Annotated in this window: 20 protein-coding genes, 1 tRNA gene and 1 other RNA gene; 9 read left to right on the top strand and 13 right to left on the bottom strand. The window is 43.8% G+C overall.

The window, feature by feature from the left end; all coding sequences use genetic code 11:
- Positions 1 to 68: 68 nt before the first annotated feature.
- Both ftsH and rlmE read right to left on the bottom strand, forming a co-directional pair.
- On the bottom strand, positions 69 to 1,958 hold the full coding sequence (gene ftsH, locus FTV18_RS04095; RefSeq protein WP_034170205.1) for an ATP-dependent zinc metalloprotease FtsH: 1,890 nt from the start codon (positions 1,956 to 1,958) through the stop codon (positions 69 to 71).
- 133 nt (positions 1,959 to 2,091) lie between these two features.
- Entirely contained in the window at positions 2,092 to 2,742 is a 651-nt protein-coding gene (gene rlmE, locus FTV18_RS04090) for a 23S rRNA (uridine(2552)-2'-O)-methyltransferase RlmE (RefSeq protein ID WP_004784794.1), read from the bottom strand.
- 196 nt (positions 2,743 to 2,938) lie between these two features.
- Between rlmE and yhbY the strand changes: the two genes are divergently transcribed.
- Positions 2,939 to 3,262, top strand: a complete 324-nt coding sequence (gene yhbY / locus FTV18_RS04085) for a ribosome assembly RNA-binding protein YhbY (RefSeq protein WP_004784797.1) — start codon at positions 2,939 to 2,941, stop codon at positions 3,260 to 3,262.
- Positions 3,263 to 3,273: 11 nt separating this feature from the next.
- Positions 3,274 to 3,813 carry a DOMON-like domain-containing protein gene (locus tag FTV18_RS04080; RefSeq protein ID WP_180010604.1) on the top strand — a complete coding sequence of 180 codons (540 nt, stop codon included), beginning with the start codon at positions 3,274 to 3,276 and terminating at the stop codon, positions 3,811 to 3,813.
- Between the two features lie 276 nt (positions 3,814 to 4,089).
- Here the strand turns inward: FTV18_RS04080 and FTV18_RS04075 are convergent, their stop codons facing one another.
- Both FTV18_RS04075 and FTV18_RS04070 read right to left on the bottom strand, forming a co-directional pair.
- Positions 4,090 to 4,314: a hypothetical protein gene (locus tag FTV18_RS04075; RefSeq protein WP_159123475.1), complete on the bottom strand. Its 225-nt coding sequence runs from the start codon at positions 4,312 to 4,314 to the stop codon at positions 4,090 to 4,092.
- Positions 4,315 to 4,416: 102 nt separating this feature from the next.
- Complete coding sequence (locus tag FTV18_RS04070; RefSeq protein ID WP_004784804.1) at positions 4,417 to 4,905, bottom strand: hypothetical protein; 489 nt, start codon at positions 4,903 to 4,905, stop codon at positions 4,417 to 4,419.
- A 310-nt stretch (positions 4,906 to 5,215) separates the two neighbouring features.
- Here FTV18_RS04070 and carA point away from each other — a divergent pair, with 310 nt between their 5' ends.
- The 3 genes from carA to greA all read left to right on the top strand — a co-directional run bounded on the left by carA (position 5,216) and on the right by greA (position 10,161).
- Entirely contained in the window at positions 5,216 to 6,355 is a 1,140-nt protein-coding gene (gene carA, locus FTV18_RS04065; protein ID WP_005236823.1) for a glutamine-hydrolyzing carbamoyl-phosphate synthase small subunit, read from the top strand.
- 13 nt (positions 6,356 to 6,368) lie between these two features.
- Positions 6,369 to 9,599 carry a carbamoyl-phosphate synthase large subunit gene (gene carB / locus FTV18_RS04060; RefSeq protein ID WP_159123473.1) on the top strand — a complete coding sequence of 1,077 codons (3,231 nt, stop codon included), beginning with the start codon at positions 6,369 to 6,371 and terminating at the stop codon, positions 9,597 to 9,599.
- Positions 9,600 to 9,684: 85 nt separating this feature from the next.
- A complete protein-coding gene (gene greA / locus FTV18_RS04055) occupies positions 9,685 to 10,161 on the top strand; it encodes a transcription elongation factor GreA (RefSeq protein WP_005236827.1) in 477 nt (158 codons plus the stop codon).
- Between the two features lie 77 nt (positions 10,162 to 10,238).
- Here greA and FTV18_RS04050 read toward each other — a convergent pair whose 3' ends face one another.
- A complete protein-coding gene (locus FTV18_RS04050) occupies positions 10,239 to 10,820 on the bottom strand; it encodes a TetR/AcrR family transcriptional regulator (RefSeq protein WP_180010602.1) in 582 nt (193 codons plus the stop codon).
- Between the two features lie 137 nt (positions 10,821 to 10,957).
- On the opposite strand from FTV18_RS04050, the gene FTV18_RS04045 reads away from it, so the two are divergent.
- Positions 10,958 to 11,362, top strand: a complete 405-nt coding sequence (locus FTV18_RS04045; protein WP_166137828.1) for a RidA family protein — start codon at positions 10,958 to 10,960, stop codon at positions 11,360 to 11,362.
- Between the two features lie 100 nt (positions 11,363 to 11,462).
- Positions 11,463 to 12,089, top strand: a complete 627-nt coding sequence (locus FTV18_RS04040) for a CatB-related O-acetyltransferase (protein WP_166137831.1) — start codon at positions 11,463 to 11,465, stop codon at positions 12,087 to 12,089.
- Here the strand turns inward: FTV18_RS04040 and FTV18_RS04035 are convergent.
- From FTV18_RS04035 to coaD, 5 genes are all read right to left on the bottom strand, one after another.
- Complete coding sequence (locus FTV18_RS04035) at positions 12,073 to 12,795, bottom strand: hypothetical protein (protein WP_166137866.1); 723 nt, start codon at positions 12,793 to 12,795, stop codon at positions 12,073 to 12,075. The two genes, FTV18_RS04040 and FTV18_RS04035, sit on opposite strands and share 17 nt — an antisense overlap.
- 122 nt (positions 12,796 to 12,917) lie before the next feature.
- A tRNA-Met gene (locus FTV18_RS04030) sits at positions 12,918 to 12,994 on the bottom strand.
- 72 nt (positions 12,995 to 13,066) lie between these two features.
- Positions 13,067 to 13,444: RNase P RNA component class A (rnpB, locus tag FTV18_RS04025), an RNA gene on the bottom strand.
- A gap of 26 nt (positions 13,445 to 13,470) precedes the next feature.
- Entirely contained in the window at positions 13,471 to 13,734 is a 264-nt protein-coding gene (locus FTV18_RS04020; protein ID WP_034581081.1) for a YfhL family 4Fe-4S dicluster ferredoxin, read from the bottom strand.
- A gap of 1 nt (position 13,735) precedes the next feature.
- Complete coding sequence (gene coaD, locus FTV18_RS04015) at positions 13,736 to 14,227, bottom strand: pantetheine-phosphate adenylyltransferase (RefSeq protein ID WP_004784820.1); 492 nt, start codon at positions 14,225 to 14,227, stop codon at positions 13,736 to 13,738.
- Positions 14,228 to 14,365: 138 nt separating this feature from the next.
- Between coaD and smpB the strand changes: the two genes are divergently transcribed.
- The gene (gene smpB / locus FTV18_RS04010; protein WP_004784822.1) at positions 14,366 to 14,842 is read left to right on the top strand and encodes an SsrA-binding protein SmpB; all 477 of its coding nucleotides are present in this window, start codon (positions 14,366 to 14,368) and stop codon (positions 14,840 to 14,842) included.
- A gap of 52 nt (positions 14,843 to 14,894) precedes the next feature.
- Here the strand turns inward: smpB and FTV18_RS04005 are convergent, their stop codons facing one another.
- Genes FTV18_RS04005 through rluD form a run of 3 tightly spaced genes read right to left on the bottom strand, consistent with a single transcriptional unit; the run spans position 14,895 to position 17,330 of the window.
- Positions 14,895 to 15,455 carry a flavodoxin family protein gene (locus FTV18_RS04005; protein ID WP_180010600.1) on the bottom strand — a complete coding sequence of 187 codons (561 nt, stop codon included), beginning with the start codon at positions 15,453 to 15,455 and terminating at the stop codon, positions 14,895 to 14,897.
- Positions 15,456 to 15,495: 40 nt separating this feature from the next.
- The gene (gene pgeF / locus FTV18_RS04000; protein WP_180010598.1) at positions 15,496 to 16,236 is read right to left on the bottom strand and encodes a peptidoglycan editing factor PgeF; all 741 of its coding nucleotides are present in this window, start codon (positions 16,234 to 16,236) and stop codon (positions 15,496 to 15,498) included.
- Positions 16,237 to 16,277: 41 nt separating this feature from the next.
- Positions 16,278 to 17,330 carry a 23S rRNA pseudouridine(1911/1915/1917) synthase RluD gene (gene rluD / locus FTV18_RS03995; RefSeq protein WP_004784827.1) on the bottom strand — a complete coding sequence of 351 codons (1,053 nt, stop codon included), beginning with the start codon at positions 17,328 to 17,330 and terminating at the stop codon, positions 16,278 to 16,280.
- Positions 17,331 to 17,401: 71 nt separating this feature from the next.
- On the opposite strand from rluD, the gene FTV18_RS03990 reads away from it, so the two are divergent.
- Positions 17,402 to 18,394, top strand: a complete 993-nt coding sequence (locus FTV18_RS03990) for an outer membrane protein assembly factor BamD (RefSeq protein ID WP_180016906.1) — start codon at positions 17,402 to 17,404, stop codon at positions 18,392 to 18,394.
- Positions 18,395 to 18,471: the final 77 nt, after the last annotated feature.

The raw sequence follows: 18,471 nt of genomic DNA, 5'->3' as shown, positions 1-18,471 counted from the left end.
GCATTCAACTAGATATGACAAAACAATGGCCATAAAAAAACCACCCGAAGGTGGTTTTAATTTTTAACTTAGTTCGCTGGTAATGGCGGAGGAGTCATTGGACCATCAGTCGGTGTTACATCAATCACTGGATTGTCTGAAACATAAACTTTAGGTGGTTTTGGCTCACGACCTTCCATAATGTCACGAATCTGTTCACGATCAATTGTTTCCCATTCAAGTAGCGCTTTCACCATGGCATGGGCAATATCTTTGTTGTTTTCAAGGATATCGCGCGCAACCTTGTATTGCTCATCAATAATGCGACGAACTTCCGCATCTACCTGTTGTTGGGTGGCCTCAGAAATCGTACGGGTACCAATGCTACCCATGAAAGACTGTTGAGAGTCATCTTCGTAGACCATGACACCTAACTTGTCTGACATACCATATTTGGTCACCATTGCACGTGCCATTTTAGTTGCACGTTCAAAGTCATTCGAAGCACCAGTCGACATCTGGTTAATGAAGACTTCCTCTGCGATACGACCACCGAACAGGATTGAAAGTTCATTCAACATTTTGTCTTTATAATGGCTAGTCTGGTCAAATTCAGGCAACTGCCAGGTGACACCTAATGCCCAGCCACGCGGCATGATGGTGACTTTATGCACAGGGTCTGTACCTGGAAGCATTTCTGCAACAATCGCATGACCTGCTTCATGGTAAGCCGTAGCACGACGTTCTTCTTCACGAAGTACCATCGATTTACGTTCAGGACCCATGTACAGTTTGTCTTTCGCATCTTCAAAGTCATGCATGTCGACTGTGTTCTTGTTACGGCGTGCAGCAAATAATGCCGCTTCGTTTACAAGATTGGCCAACTGTGCACCTGAGAAGCCTGGCGTACCACGAGCAAGAACTTTGACATCTACACCAGTAGTAGAAGGAAGTTTCTTCAAGTGTACATTCAGGATTTGCTCACGACCTTTAATATCTGGTAGACCTACCATGACTTGACGGTCGAAACGACCTGGACGAAGTAAGGCTTTATCCAGTACATCAGCACGGTTAGTTGCAGCGATGACAATAATGCCTTCATTGCCTTCGAAACCATCCATTTCTACCAGCATCTGGTTCAGAGTCTGTTCACGTTCATCATGACCGCCACCTGTACCTGAACCACGATGACGACCGACTGCATCAATCTCATCAATGAAGATGATACATGGCGCATGACGTTTTGCCTGTTCGAACATGTCACGTACACGTGATGCACCGACACCGACAAACATTTCAACGAAGTCAGAACCTGAGATACTAAAGAATGGAACTTTTGCTTCACCTGCAATGGCTTTAGCCAGCAAGGTTTTACCTGTACCTGGAGGACCCACCATCAGGACGCCTTTAGGAATAGTCGCACCCAAGCGTTTGAATTTTGCAGGATCTTTCAGGAAGTCAACAATTTCGACTACTTCCTGTTTTGCTTCATCACAACCCGCCACATCAGTAAATGTTACTTTGATCTGGTCTTCAGATAGCATTTTCGCTTTAGATTTACCAAAGCTCATTGGGCCATTCTTGCCGCCTGCACCACCACCCATGTTGCGCATAAAGAACATGAATAACAAAATGATTAGAAGTACAGGGAAACTTGCAATCAGCAATTGCATGAGCAAGCCTTGACGTTGAGGCGCTTCACCTTCAACGACCACATTATTTTTAATCAGGCTTGGCATCAGTTCTGGGTCTTGAACTGCCGGGCGAATGCTTTCAAACTCTGAACCGTTTGATTTTTCACCGCGAATTCTTTCGCCATCAATTGTAACTTGTTTAATTTGGCCAGCATTGACCGCGGCAACAAACTCCGAATAGTTCATTGTAGTCGGTTGATTGCGGTCACTGACGTTGCTGAAGATTAACACCAGCACACCCAGTATCACGAGCCACAATACGGCATTCTTAAAAAGATCGCTCAAAGCTTTATTTCCCATTCCAATCTAATTTGATCATGCCCTCGAAGGGTGACCTTAATCAATAAGCTGCAAATCAATTTGCAATAATGTAAAAACCTACAAAATGCACAATTTTTAACGTGTTGGCAAGTAAACTTTATTTCAAAGCCTTCTTGCGTCCCTGTCCGACCAGAAACACTTCTTTCGAACGGGCACGTGATGCAGCAGGTTTAATCGTCTTCAATACATCAAAACTGTTGACGACTTCTTTACGAAATTCATCAAAACCTGAACCCTGGAATACTTTCACTACAAACTGTCCTTTGGGACCGAGTACCTTGTTGGCAAAATCCAGAGCAAGTTCACATAAATAAATCTGACGAGGTTGATCTACAGCTCTATTACCTGATGTATTGGGGGCCATATCTGAAATTACAACGTCTACTGTGCGTCCGTTTAAAATATTTAACAATTTATCGAATACTTCTTGTTCACGGAAATCGCCCTGCAAGAAAGTCACATCAGGTAGCGCATCCATTTCTAAGATGTCTGATGCAATCACCAGACCTTTATCACCGACCAGTTTTCCGGCAATCTGGGACCAGCTTCCTGGGGCAGCACCCAAGTCCACTACCGTCATGCCGGGTTTGATAATGCCGTATTTTTCCTGAATTTCTAGCAACTTGTACGCAGCACGGGCACGATAACCTTCTTTTTGTGCTTTTTTCACATAAAAGTCATCAAGATGCTCTCTCATCCACGCACGACTACTTTTAGATAACTTTTGGTTGGTAATGCGTGTTGCCATAACTCTCTAAATAAAAAAAACTTCTAATGATTCATTGTACGGGAAAAACACATTTTTTGCAGTATACATGTGTATCTAAATCTGAGTATTCCGGTGTAATTTGCGATTATTTACAAGTGATTATTTCCTGAGAATTTACAGCGTTTATTTTTCGCTTTTGCTATACTAAGCCGTTTTAAAAATCAGGTTATCTCTCATGGCGTCTTTATCTATTCAGGAACGTAAGCGTTTACGTCAAATTGGACATGCATTAAACCCGGTTGTAATGCTTGGTGACAAAGGCTTAACTGAATCTGTAGTTGAAGAGCTAAATCGTGCCCTTAATGATCACGAACTCATTAAAGTAAAAGTGGTGGCTGAAGACCGTGAAGCACGTGCAGCACTCATTGCTGAACTTTCAGAAACTACAGGTGCTGAAGTGGTACAAACTATTGGTAAAATTGCGCTGCTTTACAAGAAAGCACCAAAGCAAAACCAGAAGTTATCCAATCTTGTCCGTTTTGCCCATCTTTCTAACTAAGTACAGGATTTATGGCCAGTTACGAACTCAGCGCATTTGATCGCCGTTTTCAGGCAATCTCATTGGTCGGTGCCATCGAACAGCAAAATCCATACAGCTTGAATGTCGGATTTTGGTTGCGCGATCCCAACCAGTACGTGCTGTGGCCAGAAATGGTTACTGCACATCCCCGTCGTAATTTTTTGTGGGAACAGACCTGCTTTGAAATCTTTATCGGGGTTCAGGGTGAAGATTATTATCGTGAAATCAATCTCTCTCCTTCTCAGGCTTGGCAAGCCTATCAGTTTGAGGAATATCGCTATCCGGAAGATATGCCGCCACCTGCTGCATACGATATCGAACTGAATCAGCTTAAACGTACCCATTATGGTCTGAATGTCAGTCTGGATCTGACCGAGTTTATGGTTGAGCATAAACTTAAATGGGCAGACCTGTTTATTGGTCTGACAGCAGTATTAAAAACCTCACAAGGTGATCAATACTTTGCGATGCAGCACAGCAGCCCAGAAGCAGACTTCCACAATAAACGGGATTGGCTGCATGTCTTTTAATGCAGATTAAAAGCATTTGCTGGATAACAAAGATATTAAAAAACGTGAGCATTAAAGTCTCACGTTTTTTTATGGGCTTTTCCGGCTCATCCGCTCAAAGTTCGCTGTTATAGCTTGAAGAAAATATTTTTCTGTATTTTCTCTACGTAGATTCAGGTCAATATTAAATTGAAATAATTAGCCTGCTCTCAACACTTAGGGCTGGCTACTTTAATAATAATTTAAACGATATTTAAGCTGATAGACTAAGAGTTCATTTTAATTGTTTTCGACATTTTAGTGATGTAAGCGGTAATTGTCCTGCACTGATTTTACCGCGGCATAAAAAATTACAGTTAACGTGAAGATGATCAGGATAATCGTTCCAAAAGTTAGTCCAAAGAATCCCAGACATAACATCATCACACCGAGATAAAGTGCACGCATCAACCAACTTTCCAGATTAAGCATCATAATCAGCGTCAGTAAACAAAGTACACCTACAAAATAATGCTGCTGCATCGTGACCCCCTTTCATTATTATTGTGAGTCCGTTTTGCCTCAAAAAGACAAAGGAGAACGTATCCAGTTCTCCTTTCATGCAATTTAAGTCAGCGTCTTCCCTTAACTCTTCAGCTCAGGGCTTTTTTCTGAACTTTCAGCTTTTACCATGGGTTTGACCTTTTTTAGAACTTCAATGGTACTATCTTTTGAGCGCTTGAATGTACCAGTCAGATGCTCTTTATGTTTGGTCGAGATCTGGCTGACATCTTCTTTCAGTTCCTTACCCATATTGGATAAGTCTTCAATGACTGCAGTAAATTCGGTTTTGATAAAGCTGGTTAATTCAGTCAGTTCTTTTTGCGAACCAAATAACTGCTCTTTCAAAGTATCGATCCGTTGCAACAGATCCTGTTTCAACTGACGTAACTGCTCCTGCACAGTATCACCCAGCTGTTTCGCTTCGACTTCAAGTTTCTCTTTGCTTTCTTCGATGGTTTCCACCACCTGTTCTTTGGCTTCAGCTGCTACTTTTTCAAGCTGTTCAGTCGTTTCTGAAACCACGGTATTGATCTTTTTCTTGGATTGGGAAGATTTCGCTGCTGTAGTCATGTGTCTTATTCCTATAGTTATATTACGACTCATCCATATTAGTAGTTTTGATAAAAATTAAGATTTGATTTGTTAGACAATTCTTAATTGCTTACATTTTTTTACGTTGTTCGTAAAACAGACTTTCAAGCAAAAAGCAAGCCATTTATCTCATACTTTTGCTGTAAAGCTATTGGACTTGGAGGGTGGTTCTGCGTATAATGCCGTGTTAAGTTCAAGCGAGCAGACATAGGAGGGTAGGTTTAAAAATTAACCTTCCTTTTTTTTCGTCTACTCGCTTTTTTACAGCCTAAATTTCAGGAGCTTTGGTTTGAGCACCCCAGCAATTTTAGCCCTTGCCGACGGAACTATCTTTAAAGGTACTTCAATTGGCGCATCGGGTTGTACGACTGGTGAAGTCGTTTTCAACACTGCCATGACTGGCTATCAAGAAATTTTGACTGATCCTAGTTATGCACAGCAGCTTGTAACGCTAACTTACCCACATATCGGTAACACAGGTTGCAACGAAGAAGACGCTGAATCAGGTCGTATTCATAAAGTATGGGCAAACGGTTTAATTATCCGTGACCTTCCTTTACTACATAGTAACTTCCGTGCGAATCAATCACTCGGTGATTATTTAAAACAGCACAATGTAGTTGCCATTGCTGACATCGACACGCGACGATTAACTCGAATTTTGCGTGATAAAGGTGCACAAAACGGTTGTATCCTTGCGGGTGAAAACATCACTGAAGAAGAAGCAGTCGAAAAAGCACGTGCATTCGGTGGTTTAAGTGGTTTAGACCTTGCGAAAGAATGCTGTGATCCGACCGGTTTCGAATGGACTGAAGGCTCATGGGCACTTGGCAAAGGCTTTACTCAACCTGAACTTAAATTCCATGTGGTTGCATACGACTACGGTGTCAAAACCAACATCTTGCGTATGCTCGCAGACCGCGGCTGTAAATTAACTGTGGTGCCTGCACAAACTCCTGCTGAAAAAGTACTTGCGTTAAATCCAGATGGCGTATTCCTGTCAAATGGTCCTGGCGATCCAGCTGCATGTGACTACGCAATTGAAGCTGTAAAAACAATTGTTGAAACAACTGAAATTCCAGTATTTGGTATCTGCTTAGGTCACCAGATTCTTGCTCTTGCATCGGGTGCTAAAACGGTAAAAATGCCGCACGGTCACCATGGCGCTAACCATCCTGTACAGAACATCGAAACTGGTACAGTGATGATTACTTCTCAAAACCACGGCTTCGCAGTGGATGAAAGCACCCTGCCTGCGGTATTGCGTGTGACTCATCGCTCACTGTTTGATGGTACAAACCAAGGTATCCATCGTACAGACAAACCTGCGTTCAGCTTCCAGGGTCACCCTGAAGCAAGCCCTGGTCCACATGACTGCGCACCATTGTTCGATCATTTCATCGAACTTATCGAAGCATCTAAGAAGTAATTAAGGAAGCATCATGGCTAAACGTACTGACATTAAAAGCATCTTGATCATTGGTGCTGGTCCGATCGTCATCGGTCAAGCATGTGAGTTTGACTACTCAGGTGCTCAAGCATGTAAAGCGCTTCGTGAAGAAGGCTACCGCGTTATTCTGGTGAACTCTAACCCAGCGACCATTATGACCGACCCTGCAATGGCAGATGCAACGTATATCGAACCGATTACCTGGCAGACTGTTGCAGCAATCATTGAAAAAGAACGTCCAGATGCTGTGCTTCCGACGATGGGTGGCCAGACTGCACTGAACTGTGCCCTTGCACTGGATGCCAACGGTATTCTTGAAAAATACAACGTTGAACTGATCGGCGCGACCAAAGAAGCTATCGAAAAAGCAGAAGACCGTAAACTGTTTGACGAAGCAATGCGTAAAATTGGTCTGGAATGTCCAAAAGCGGCTATTGCTGAATCAATGGAAGAAGCACTTGAGATTCAAGCGCGCTTCGGTTTCCCTGTGATTATCCGTCCATCATTTACGATGGGTGGTTCAGGCGGTGGTATTGCTTACAACCGTGAAGAATTCCTGGAAATCTGTGAACGCGGTTTCGACCTCTCTCCTACTCACCAATTATTGATCGATGAATCATTGATTGGCTGGAAAGAGTACGAGATGGAAGTTGTTCGTGACAAAAACGACAACTGTATCATTGTATGTGCGATCGAAAACTTTGACCCAATGGGCGTACACACCGGTGACTCGATCACTGTTGCGCCTGCACAAACACTGACTGATAAAGAATACCAGTTGATGCGTAATGCATCTTTAGCAGTTCTTCGTGAAATCGGTGTTGAAACGGGTGGTTCTAACGTTCAGTTCGGTATTAACCCGAAAGATGGTCGTATGGTAATCATCGAGATGAACCCACGTGTATCGCGTTCATCTGCACTGGCATCTAAAGCGACTGGTTTCCCGATTGCGAAAATCGCAGCGAAACTGGCTGTTGGTTATACCCTTGATGAGCTGAAAAACGACATCACTGGCGGTACAACTCCAGCATCGTTCGAACCAGCAATTGACTACGTTGTTACCAAGATTCCACGTTTCAACTTCGAAAAATTCCCGCAAGCTGATGCGACACTAACTACACAGATGAAATCTGTAGGTGAAGTGATGGCGATCGGCCGTAACTTCCAGGAGTCTGTGAACAAAGCACTTCGCGGTCTTGAAGTTGGCGCAACTGGTTTTGATGAAAAAATCGAAGTGGGTACTGAAGGTGCGCGCGAGAAGATTCTTCAAGAACTTAAAGTTCCAGGTCCAGAACGTATCTGGTATGTGGCTGATGCATTCCGTCACGGTTTCACGCTTGATGAAGTATTTGCGGCAACCAATATTGACCGCTGGTTCCTGATCCAGATCGAAGACATCGTTAAAACTGAAGAACAAATCAAATCTTTAGGTTTTGGTGATCTTAACGCTGACAATATCCGTTCATTTAAACGTAAAGGTTTATCTGACCACCGTATTGCCAACCTGATGGGTATTTCACAAAAACAATTCCGTAAGCACCGTTGGAATCTGGGCGTAACTCCAGTCTACAAACGTGTGGATACATGTGCAGCAGAGTTTGAATCTGATACAGCGTACATGTACTCAACTTACGATGAAGAGTGTGAATCTAATCCGTCTAACCGTGACAAGATCATGGTGATTGGTGGCGGTCCTAACCGTATTGGTCAAGGTATCGAATTCGATTACTGCTGTGTACATGCTGCCCTGGCAATGCGTGATGACGGTTATGAAACCATCATGGTGAACTGTAACCCTGAAACGGTTTCAACTGACTATGACACGTCTGATCGTCTGTACTTCGAACCGATTACACTTGAAGACGTTCTTGAAATCGTACGTACTGAAAAGCCGAAAGGTATTATCGTTCAGTACGGCGGTCAGACTCCACTGAAACTGGCTCGTGCTTTGGAAGAAGCTGGTGCGCCAATTATCGGTACATCTCCAGATGCGATTGACCGTGCAGAAGACCGTGAACGTTTCCAACAAATGATTCAACGTCTGCAACTTCGTCAACCTAATAACAGCATCGTAAAATCTGCTGAAGAAGGTATGGCAGAAGCAGCTAAAGTGGGTTATCCACTGGTTGTACGTCCTTCTTACGTCCTTGGTGGTCGTGCGATGGAAATCGTGTATAACGACGAAGAATTAAAACGCTACTTACGTGATGCTGTACAAGCATCGAATGAAGCGCCTGTTCTTCTGGATCACTTCCTTGATGATGCGATTGAAGTTGACGTGGACTGCGTATCTGACGGTAAAGACGTGGTGATCGGCGGTATTATGCAGCACATTGAACAAGCCGGTATTCACTCTGGTGACTCTGCATGTTCGATTCCTCCATATTCATTGTCTGAAGACGTGCAAAACGAAATGCGTCGTCAAACCATCGCTATGGCTAAAGAGCTTGGCGTTGTAGGCTTGATGAACGTTCAGTTTGCGGTGAAAGGCGATGACGTTTACATTTTGGAAGTGAACCCTCGTGCTTCTCGTACGGTTCCGTTCGTTTCTAAATGTATCGGTGAATCTTTAGCAAAAGTAGCTGCACGTTGTATGGCTGGCCAATCTCTTGAGTCTCAAGGCTTTACCAAAGAGATTATCCCTGCTCACTTCTCTGTGAAAGAAGCAGTATTCCCATTCAACAAATTCCCTGGTGTTGACCCGATCCTTGGCCCTGAAATGAAATCAACAGGCGAAGTAATGGGCGTTGGTAAAACATTTGGTGAAGCGTTCTACAAAGCTGTTCTAGGCTCTAACGATCGTTTACCAGGTCTGCCAACTGAAGGCGAAGTGAAACATGCATTCATCTCTGTACGTGATTCTGATAAACCACGTGCGGTAGGTATTGCGAAGCAGCTTGCTGACTTTGGCTTCAAGATTCTTGCGACTGGCGGCACATACGATGTAATTAAAGCTGCAGGTATTGAATGTGAACGTGTAAATAAAGTAACCGAAGGCCGTCCAAACATTGTAGACCGCTTGAAAAATGGTGAAATTCACCTCATTATCAATACCACTGAGGGTAAACAAGCTCAGCAGGATTCATTCTCGATCCGTCGCTCTGCGCTTCAAGGTAAGGTATACCATACCACTACCCTGAATGGTGCTGATGCTGTATGCCAAGCTTTAGCAATTAAATTGCCAATGGATGTATATCGTTTGCAAGATTTAACAGTAGGTTAATTCGTTACTGAGAAGTCCCGTCACCTTCTCGGTGGCGGGCTTTTTTTCATTTATAGACTTTCATTTTTATTACTGAGGGACAACTATGCAACGTTATCCTATGACTCCCGAAGGCAAACTTGCCTTAGAGAAAGAATTACACCAACTGAAAACTGTGGATCGTCCACGTATTACTGCAGCGATTGCAGAGGCACGTGAGCATGGGGATTTAAAAGAAAACGCGGAATATCATGCTGCGCGTGAGCAGCAAGGTTTCTGTGAAGGCCGTATTCAGGACATCGAAGGTAAACTGGGCGCTTGCCAGGTGATTGATGTTAAAGAACTGGAGCAAAACGGTCGTGTAGTTTTTGGTGTCACTGTGACTATTGAGAATCTAGACACTGAAGAACGCAAAACTTACAAAATCGTGGGTGATGATGAAGCAGACTTTAAGATCAACAAGATCTCTGTGAACTCTCCGATCGCGCGTGGCCTGCTGGGTAAAAACGAAGGCGACGATGTGAAAATCGTGACACCACAAGGTGAAGTCGAATACGAAATTGTAAGCGTTGAATATATCTAATTTTTAACTAGATATTTTAGGCTGTAAGACCCCTCAGATGAGGGGTTTTTTATTGAGCCTAGAAATTCCCATCGATTTTATTTTAAGAAGCCAGATGCCAAGGCTTCAAATGCCTGTAAAGCCTGAGGTAAGACCTGTGCAGGATCCTCACTAGAAGCGACCCATAGTGCTGCATTCATTGCTGCACCATTGAGCAAGACTGCCGCAGCAAGTGCATCAACTGGTTTTAATCTACCTTCAACCATTAACTGTTCTACGCATTCACGTGTCGACTGCAGGCATTTATTTTGACTTGGCCAATGTGCGGGGTCCCCTAATACTGCCGGACCATCACGTAGCACAATCCGTTGGAACTCAGCATTTAAAGCATGTTCGATATAGGTACGCCCTTCAAGCATCAATCCCTCCCATAGATCATCAGGCTGCTCCAGATGTTGCCCGGCATATTCAGCCATTTCTGAATCAATCTGATCGACCACGGCAGCAAATAAGCCCTTTTTATCACCAAAATGATGGTATAGCGCACCCCGGGTTAGCCCTGCTTCTGCCGTGAGCTTATCCATGGAAGTGTCCGCATAACCGTATTCAGCAAATGCACGACGTGCGACTTCTATGAGTTTTTTGCGGGTTTCCGCCATTTTTTGTTCACGTACAGACATATATTGTTTCCATCAGTATTGTGAAAATTTTAATTGACATACGCATCGTATGTCAATTATGTTTACATACGTTACGTATGTGAAAATTTAAACAGCTTTCTAAAATACGTATAAATTAAAATTGAGCGAGAATTATCATGACTAGAACTGCAATATTTCCCCAAAATCGCCATGCTTTGTATGAACAGCATGATTATTCTGCCGCAATCAAATCAGAAGATTTATTATTTGTTTCTGGTCAGGTTGGTAGCCGTGAAGATGGCAGTCCTGAACCTGACTTTGAGAAACAGGTAGAACGAGCTTTTGAAAACTTGGCTGCTACATTGGCAGCGGCTGGTTGTACTTTCGATGATATTGTCGACGTCACGACCTTTCACACCAATCCTGAACAGCAATTTGAAAGCATTATGAAAGTTAAAAACCAGATTTTTACGCAAAAGCCCTATCCGAACTGGACAGCTGTGGGCGTGACCTGGCTGGCAGGTTTTGACTTCGAAATCAAAGTCATTACGCGTATCCCTCAATCCGCTAAGACCATGTAAAACTTAACCCTGCAATCAGGTCTGTTATTGAATGGGATTGTTCTCCAGCTTGAAGATCAATTCGCTATAATGACGCATTAATTGTTATTGAATCCTAGTTATGGCTGAAAAGTTGATTAATTCCCCTGTGAACCATTGGTGTGAGTTCGAATTCCTCTCCAAAACGGTGAAGAATCCAAATATTCATATTAAGGGCAATTACAGTTATTACTCAGCCTATTGGGATCAAGGTTTTGAGCGTTGTGTGGTGCGTTATCTGCATGATAAGCCAGCTACACCAGAGAAGCCGATTGACCAGCTTTATATCGGGAATTTCGTCTGTTTTGGCGCAGAATGCGTAATTATGATGGGTGGTAACCAGTTACACCGAACAGACTGGATTTCTGCGTTTCCATTCGATACACGTAGTTTTGTGCCTGCAGGTGATACAGTCATTGGAGATGGCTGTTGGATTGGCTCACGTGCCATGATTATGCAAGGTGTAAAGCTCGGTGAAGGTGCTGTGGTGGCAACAGGTGCTGTCGTCACAAAAGACGTTCCACCTTATGCGATTGTAGGTGGCGTGCCTGCGAAAATTATTAAATATCGCTTCCCTGAAGAAGATATTAAGAAACTACTTTCTCTAAAGCTCTATGACTTAGATGAAAAGCAGTTTTTAAAAATGCGTGAGCAGTTGCAAACGGATGATGTTAGATCACTGCTACATGCCTTTACTGCGCTTGAATAAAAGGGATTAACGCCAAACTCCGCTGTTTATATTCGTCGATTTTATTATTCTTAAGCCAGTTTATATTCAAATAACTTAAACGCCATTCATAATAAGCCAATCCTACATCTCTATAGCTGATCTTAAGTACGGTCTCCTTCTGATCATCACAATAATTATTCTTTTTATCTTTCATATCTTTGTAGCAGGAAAGTCGATTCTGGTATTCGTAAAAAGGTAAATGCTCGAAGACCAGTTTTGTCTTTCCTTTTGGAAGTAATTGAATAAACTGTGCATTCTGTTCACCTGCATCATTTGAAACCCAGCCATGAATTAAGGCAATAGCATAACTATGCCGATAGAGTGGGTATAAGGCAGGATATATAAATTCTATACCACTCTTATCCTCTTCAAGCGCATAAACCTGTTGATACCTGGTTAGATCCCAATAATCAACGATTTGATACTTTCCAAGATGTTTTGAAAGCTGAATCATTTGTAAATTTTCATTAATTAAATAATATTTTTCAGCTTCAGCAATTTTAACTACCCAAAGTTTTGCACCACTCTCATCACAACTAAGTTTTATTTTCTGACAAATTGATCGTATTTCTGCTTTGGAAATACTTTTTTCTTTAAAAGGAAGTGACTTAATTGAATCTGCAGCAAAAACAGGTAAAGCAATAAAGAAAATCAGAGTTGATAGCATTAAATTTTTAATCATCATACATATTCTTGTTATTTGTTTTATTTTAACTATTGTAAGGCTTTTTAGATTTTTAACCAATGAAGCCACAAAACATTAGCTATAAAAAAAACCCACTCAATCGGAGTGGGTTTTTCAGAATATGGTGGCTATGACGAGACTTGAACTTGTGACCCCCGCATTATGAGTGCGGTGCTCTAACCAACTGAGCTACATAGCCTTAAACTGTGCGCGCATTATGGGTTTTTCTGTTTAGAACGTCAAGCCCATATTGTGCTGATTGATCAAAATTTGGTGAAGTGAGCCGATAAGCCGGGTTCTGTCGAGAACGATCATTCCTCTAGGCGTACAATCACTCATACGCTCAAGCGACCTACCCGGATCCAGCATGGGCCATGCCTAAAGGATCCCTATTTGGTCTTGCTTCCGGTGGGGTTTACCATGCCATGAACTGTTACCAGCCATGCGGTGCGCTCTTACCGCACCCTTTCACCCTTACCTCCGATTCCGATTGCTCAGAACCATAATGAAGGCGGTCTACTCTCTGCTGCACTTTCCGTCGGCTCACGCCGCCCAGGCGTTACCTGGCACCTTGCCCTATGAAGCCCGGACTTTCCTCCCCTGCTTCAATCACGGAGATCTCCACAGCAGCGATCGTCTGGCTCACTTCGAGCCGCATAGTACCAAATCTGGCGACTAATTGCTTGATGTTTTTTGAGCAGTCAGTTTTTCATACTTGGCCTGAAGCTCCTCACGGGTCTCGGCATGGTTCGGATCAAGCGGGATACAGTCCACAGGACAAAATAACTGGCACTGTGGTTTGTCGTGATGTCCGACGCATTCTGTACATAAGTCCGGGTTAATTTCATAGATGACGTCACCCATAAAAATTGCCTCATTCGGACAGACAGGTTCACAGACATCACAATTGATACATTCATCGGTGATATATAAAGACACTCTACCAACCTTGCTGAAGTTTACGCTCGAAGGCTTCAACCACGTTTGGCGGAACAAACTTGGTCACATCACCTCTTAAACGAGCAATTTCACGCACCAATGTGGATGAAATAAAAGAATATTGCTCTGAAGGGGTTAAAAATACCGCTTCAAAATGAGAATCCAGTTGACGGTTCATGTTGGCCAGCTGGAATTCATACTCAAAATCGGACACTGCACGTAAACCACGTAATACCGCTGTAGCATTCTGCTCGCGGAAGAAGTTCACCAGCAGGCCATCAAATCCTACAAATTCAACATTGTTCAAATGGCTTAATGACGTTTGGGCCAGTTCAACTCGTTCTTCCAGACTAAATACCGGGTTTTTGTGATGTCCGATTGCAATTGCAACTACAACTTCATCAAACATCTTTGCTGCGCGGGTCACCAAATCAATATGGCCATTGGTGATCGGATCAAAAGTTCCCGGATAAATTACACGAGTTTTAGTCATCCATTTGTACTCTGTTTATTGTGTAAGTTTCCATTTTAACAAAATCTTCATTTTTTAGTGAAGAAACTCCATCAATTTAAACACTTCAACTCAATAAAAGTTACGGTACAATAGCTACAACTTTGGAAGTGTCTGATTATGGCGAAAGCAACTGTAGTTAAAAAAAATAACGGCGGAACGATTGCTCTGAACAAACGTGCCCGTCACGATTATTTTATTGAAGAAAAATTTGAAGCTGGGCTTTCCTTGCAAGGCTGGGAAGTAAAATCCCTGCGTGCCGGTCGTATGAGTATTGTGGAGAGCTATATCACCTTTAAAAATGGTGAGGCGTTCCTGTTCGGCGCACAGATTCAGCCTTTACTGAGTGCATCTACCCATGTTGTCCCTGAAGCAACGCGTACCCGTAAACTGCTGCTGAAACGCCGTGAAATTGAAAAACTCATGGGCGCGATCAACCAGAAAGGTTATTCCTGTGTACCACTGGCCTGTTACTGGAAAGGCCCGCATGCCAAGCTGGAAATTGCGTTGGTAAAAGGTAAACAGTTACACGACAAACGTGCATCTGAAAAAGACCGTGACTGGCAACGTGATAAAGCGCGTATTTTCCATAAATAATGCCAGCAATAAAAAAACCTCCAATTGATGGAGGTTTTTTTTATGGATCGAATTAGGCTTTCAGATTCAGACGGGCCAGTGTCAAGGCAATATATTCACCAAACCAGATCGCGGTTTGTAAATCCCCTTCCGGTGGTGTCACTTCAACAGGCGCATTATCAGATTGGGTCATGAGACCCAGAAAGCTCGACATCCGATTCAGATCGGTCACTGCACGTCCTGTCGGCATTAATGGTAAGCCACTCCACAACATGCCATGCTGCATGGCAAATAAGTTGATTTGCTGCAGGACCGCCAACTTGTCGCCACTGAGTCCACCACCATTGGTAAAGGCTGCAGCCAGTTTACCCTGCCAGCTACGTGCCAGCCAGCGCTTGGACGACTGCTCCATAAATAACTTCATGGCAGAAGTCAGACTACCCATATAGGTCGGACAGCCAAATACAATTGCATCGGCAGCGTCCAACACCTCCCAATCCACCTGTTCCACATTCATCATATGCACCTGGACACCAGTTTTTTGTGCGCCTTCGGCAATGAAGTTTGCCACTTTAGCCGTGTGTCCATAAGGACTGTGATAAACAATCGCAGCAGATTGGGAAGATAGGGACATAACAATCAAAAACCAAGAATTTCAATCAAGTTTAACATTTTCATGCCATAAACACGAATGTTGCCATGCGTCCGGTTTTGGCTTCACGGCGATAGGAAAAATATTCATCCGCCTGACGATATGAACACTGATCGCCACCTAGAACAGTCTCAACACCCTGCTGCTGTAAGATGTAACGCGCAATCGCATACAGATCCGCATAGTATTTTCCGGCCTGTTCCCCTGCCTGAAATGCACTGTCCAGTTCAGGATATTTGGAACAGAAAGCTTCTTTTACTTCTGAGCCAATTTCAAAACAAGGCTGGCTGATCGCTACACCGAGCCACGCCCAGGTAGGCTTGGATTGCATCGCGGCAATGGTATTTTCAACGATACCGCCTGCCAGCCCACGCCAACCCGCATGCAGATTGGCTACTTCAGTGCCTTCAGCATTACCCAGTACCACAGGTAAGCAGTCTGCCGTCATCATCATCAAGGCATGGGCCTTGCGCTGTGTGACCAGGCCATCGCCGACCAATGCCTCGAAAGGCATCTGCTCATTGATGGTATGACAAATGGTGCTATGCGTCTGTGTCATCCAGGTAATTTTGTCCACACCAAAAGGCTGGAAGTCTTTCAACAGCTGGATGCGATGCTTCTGTACACGTGCAGCATCATCATTGACATGCAAAGCCAGGTTAAAGCCGGCCAGTTCTGGCTGGGCTGAAGGCTGTACCTGTTCATGATGAACACGGGTCTGACCCACATAAACGCCTTGAGGCAAACCTTGTACAAATTGCATGTCGCTTCCCTTTTTTTAATGACTGCTAATAGAATGAAAAATTAATAGGCCTTGTTTTCGCTACGCAGCACTTCAACCAGATTGGCGAAGTCTTCTGGCCACGGCGCATTAAAGGTCATTTCTTCTTTGGTACGTGGATGTTTCAGGCCTAGAGTCGCTGCATGCAGTGCCTGACGTTTAAAACCACGCAAGGTGTCATCCAGCAATTGCGAAGCACCGGCTGGCATACGCACACGTGGCATATAGACCTGATCACCCACCAGACCATAGCCCAGGTAGCTAAAGTGCACACGAATCTGGTGCGTACGACCGGTTTCCAGACGTGCCTGAATACGGGTGAAATGCTGGAAGCGTTCTTTCACATTGTAGTGCGTCACCGCTTCCTTACCGCCTGGCAGGACTGCCATTTTCACACGATCCACTGGATGACGTTTAATCGGTTCATCAATGGTACCGCCGGCAATGATGTTGCCATATACGATCAGGTCATACACACGGTAGACGGTCTTTTTCTCAAGCTGCTTGCTAAGCGCAAACTGCGCTTCCAGATTTTTAGCGACAACCAATAGACCACTAGTATCTTTATCGATCCGGTGCACTAAACCTGCACGCGCCAGTTCAGAAGATTTCGGATAATGATGCAGCAAGGCATTGACCAGTGTACCAGTCATATTGCCTGCACCCGGATGTACCACCATGCCCACTGGTTTGTTAATGACAATGATGTCATCATCTTCATAGACGATATCCAGTGGAATATCTTCAGGCAAGCTACGGGTTTGTGCCTCCAGTTCAACGTTTAAAGTCAGGGTTTCAAAGCCGTCACTTTTAAATTTCGGCTTAACTGGTTGACCATTCACTAATAAATTGCCGTCTTTGATCCATTGCTTGAGCTTTTCTCGAGAAAAATCGCTCCAGACCATGGCCGCAATCTGGTCGATACGTTGCCCGATATAACTTTCATCCAATTGAAATTGCAACGATAAACGTGTTGCAGTTGCGTCTGAAGTATGGTTATCTGCATCCTCAGAATCTTCAAGTAAATTGAAATCAGTATCAGGGATATTAGAATTGGAAGATTGTGCTTGACTCATTTGCTCATTCAGACAAAAGTGGTTTAATAGTGCAATTGTAGCTCATTGCCCGTATTAACAGAGGAATTTTTATGTCGCTACCACATTATAAAATGACAATGCTTGCTATGACGTTAGGCATTGCATCGGCAATGGTAGGCTGTAGCAGTAATCCAAAAAAAGAAGTCGTGGACAAAGGTCCAGAATCTAGCGAACAGGTTTATATCCAGAAAGCACAGAACGCGCTAGATCGCAAACAATATACTGATGCAGCAAAACAGCTCGAAGCACTGGAAACCTATTACCCAACCAGCCAGTATGCACCGCAGGCGCAACTGGAACTGCTGTATGTCAAATTCCAGCAAAAAGATTATGAAGGTGCTGTTGCACTGGCAGAACGCTTTATCCGTCTGAATCCGCAACATCCAAATGTCGACTATGCTTACTATGTCCGTGGCGTAGCGAATATGGAGCAGAACTATAATGGCCTGCTACGTTATACCTCACTAAAACAGTCACACCGTGATGTGAGCTACCTGAAAGTAGCTTACCAGAATTTTGTCGATTTCATTCGCCGCTATCCATCAAGCACCTATGCAGTAGACGCTGCACAACGTATGAAGTTTATCGGTCAGGAACTGGCAGAAAGCGAAATGAATGCGGCCCGTTTCAATATCAAGCGTAAAGCATATCTGGCTGCTGTTGAACGTGGTTTATGGGTAATTGAACACTATCCACAAACGCCACAGATTCCAGAAGCGCTGGCAACCGTTGCTTACGGCTATGACAAACTAGGTGATAAAGCCACAGCACAGCAATATATCGAAGTACTGAAACTGAACTATCCAGGTCTGGTGAATGCTGATGGTACTGTGAACCTGCGTGCAGCACGTAGTGAAGGCAGTTTCTTCAACCGTGCGACTTTGGGTATTTTCGGTAAAGAAGCCAAAACCGTGACCGATACGTCTAGCCAATCATCTGAAGACCAGTCAGAAAAACGCAGTCTGACCAATCGCATGACTTTCGGTTTACTCGATCGTCCTAAAACTAATGAAACTGAGCTACCTGAACCGATTGCTGAATAAGCCGACTCTCGAAGGTGCAATTTCCTCAAGGGCAAGTTATCATACTTGCCCTTTTGCATTTTCTGAGCAATGCTTGA

This window comes from Acinetobacter sp. YH12241, assembly GCF_013417535.1.
GTDB lineage: Bacteria > Pseudomonadota > Gammaproteobacteria > Pseudomonadales > Moraxellaceae > Acinetobacter.
This window is presented reverse-complemented; position numbering and strand designations above follow the sequence as displayed.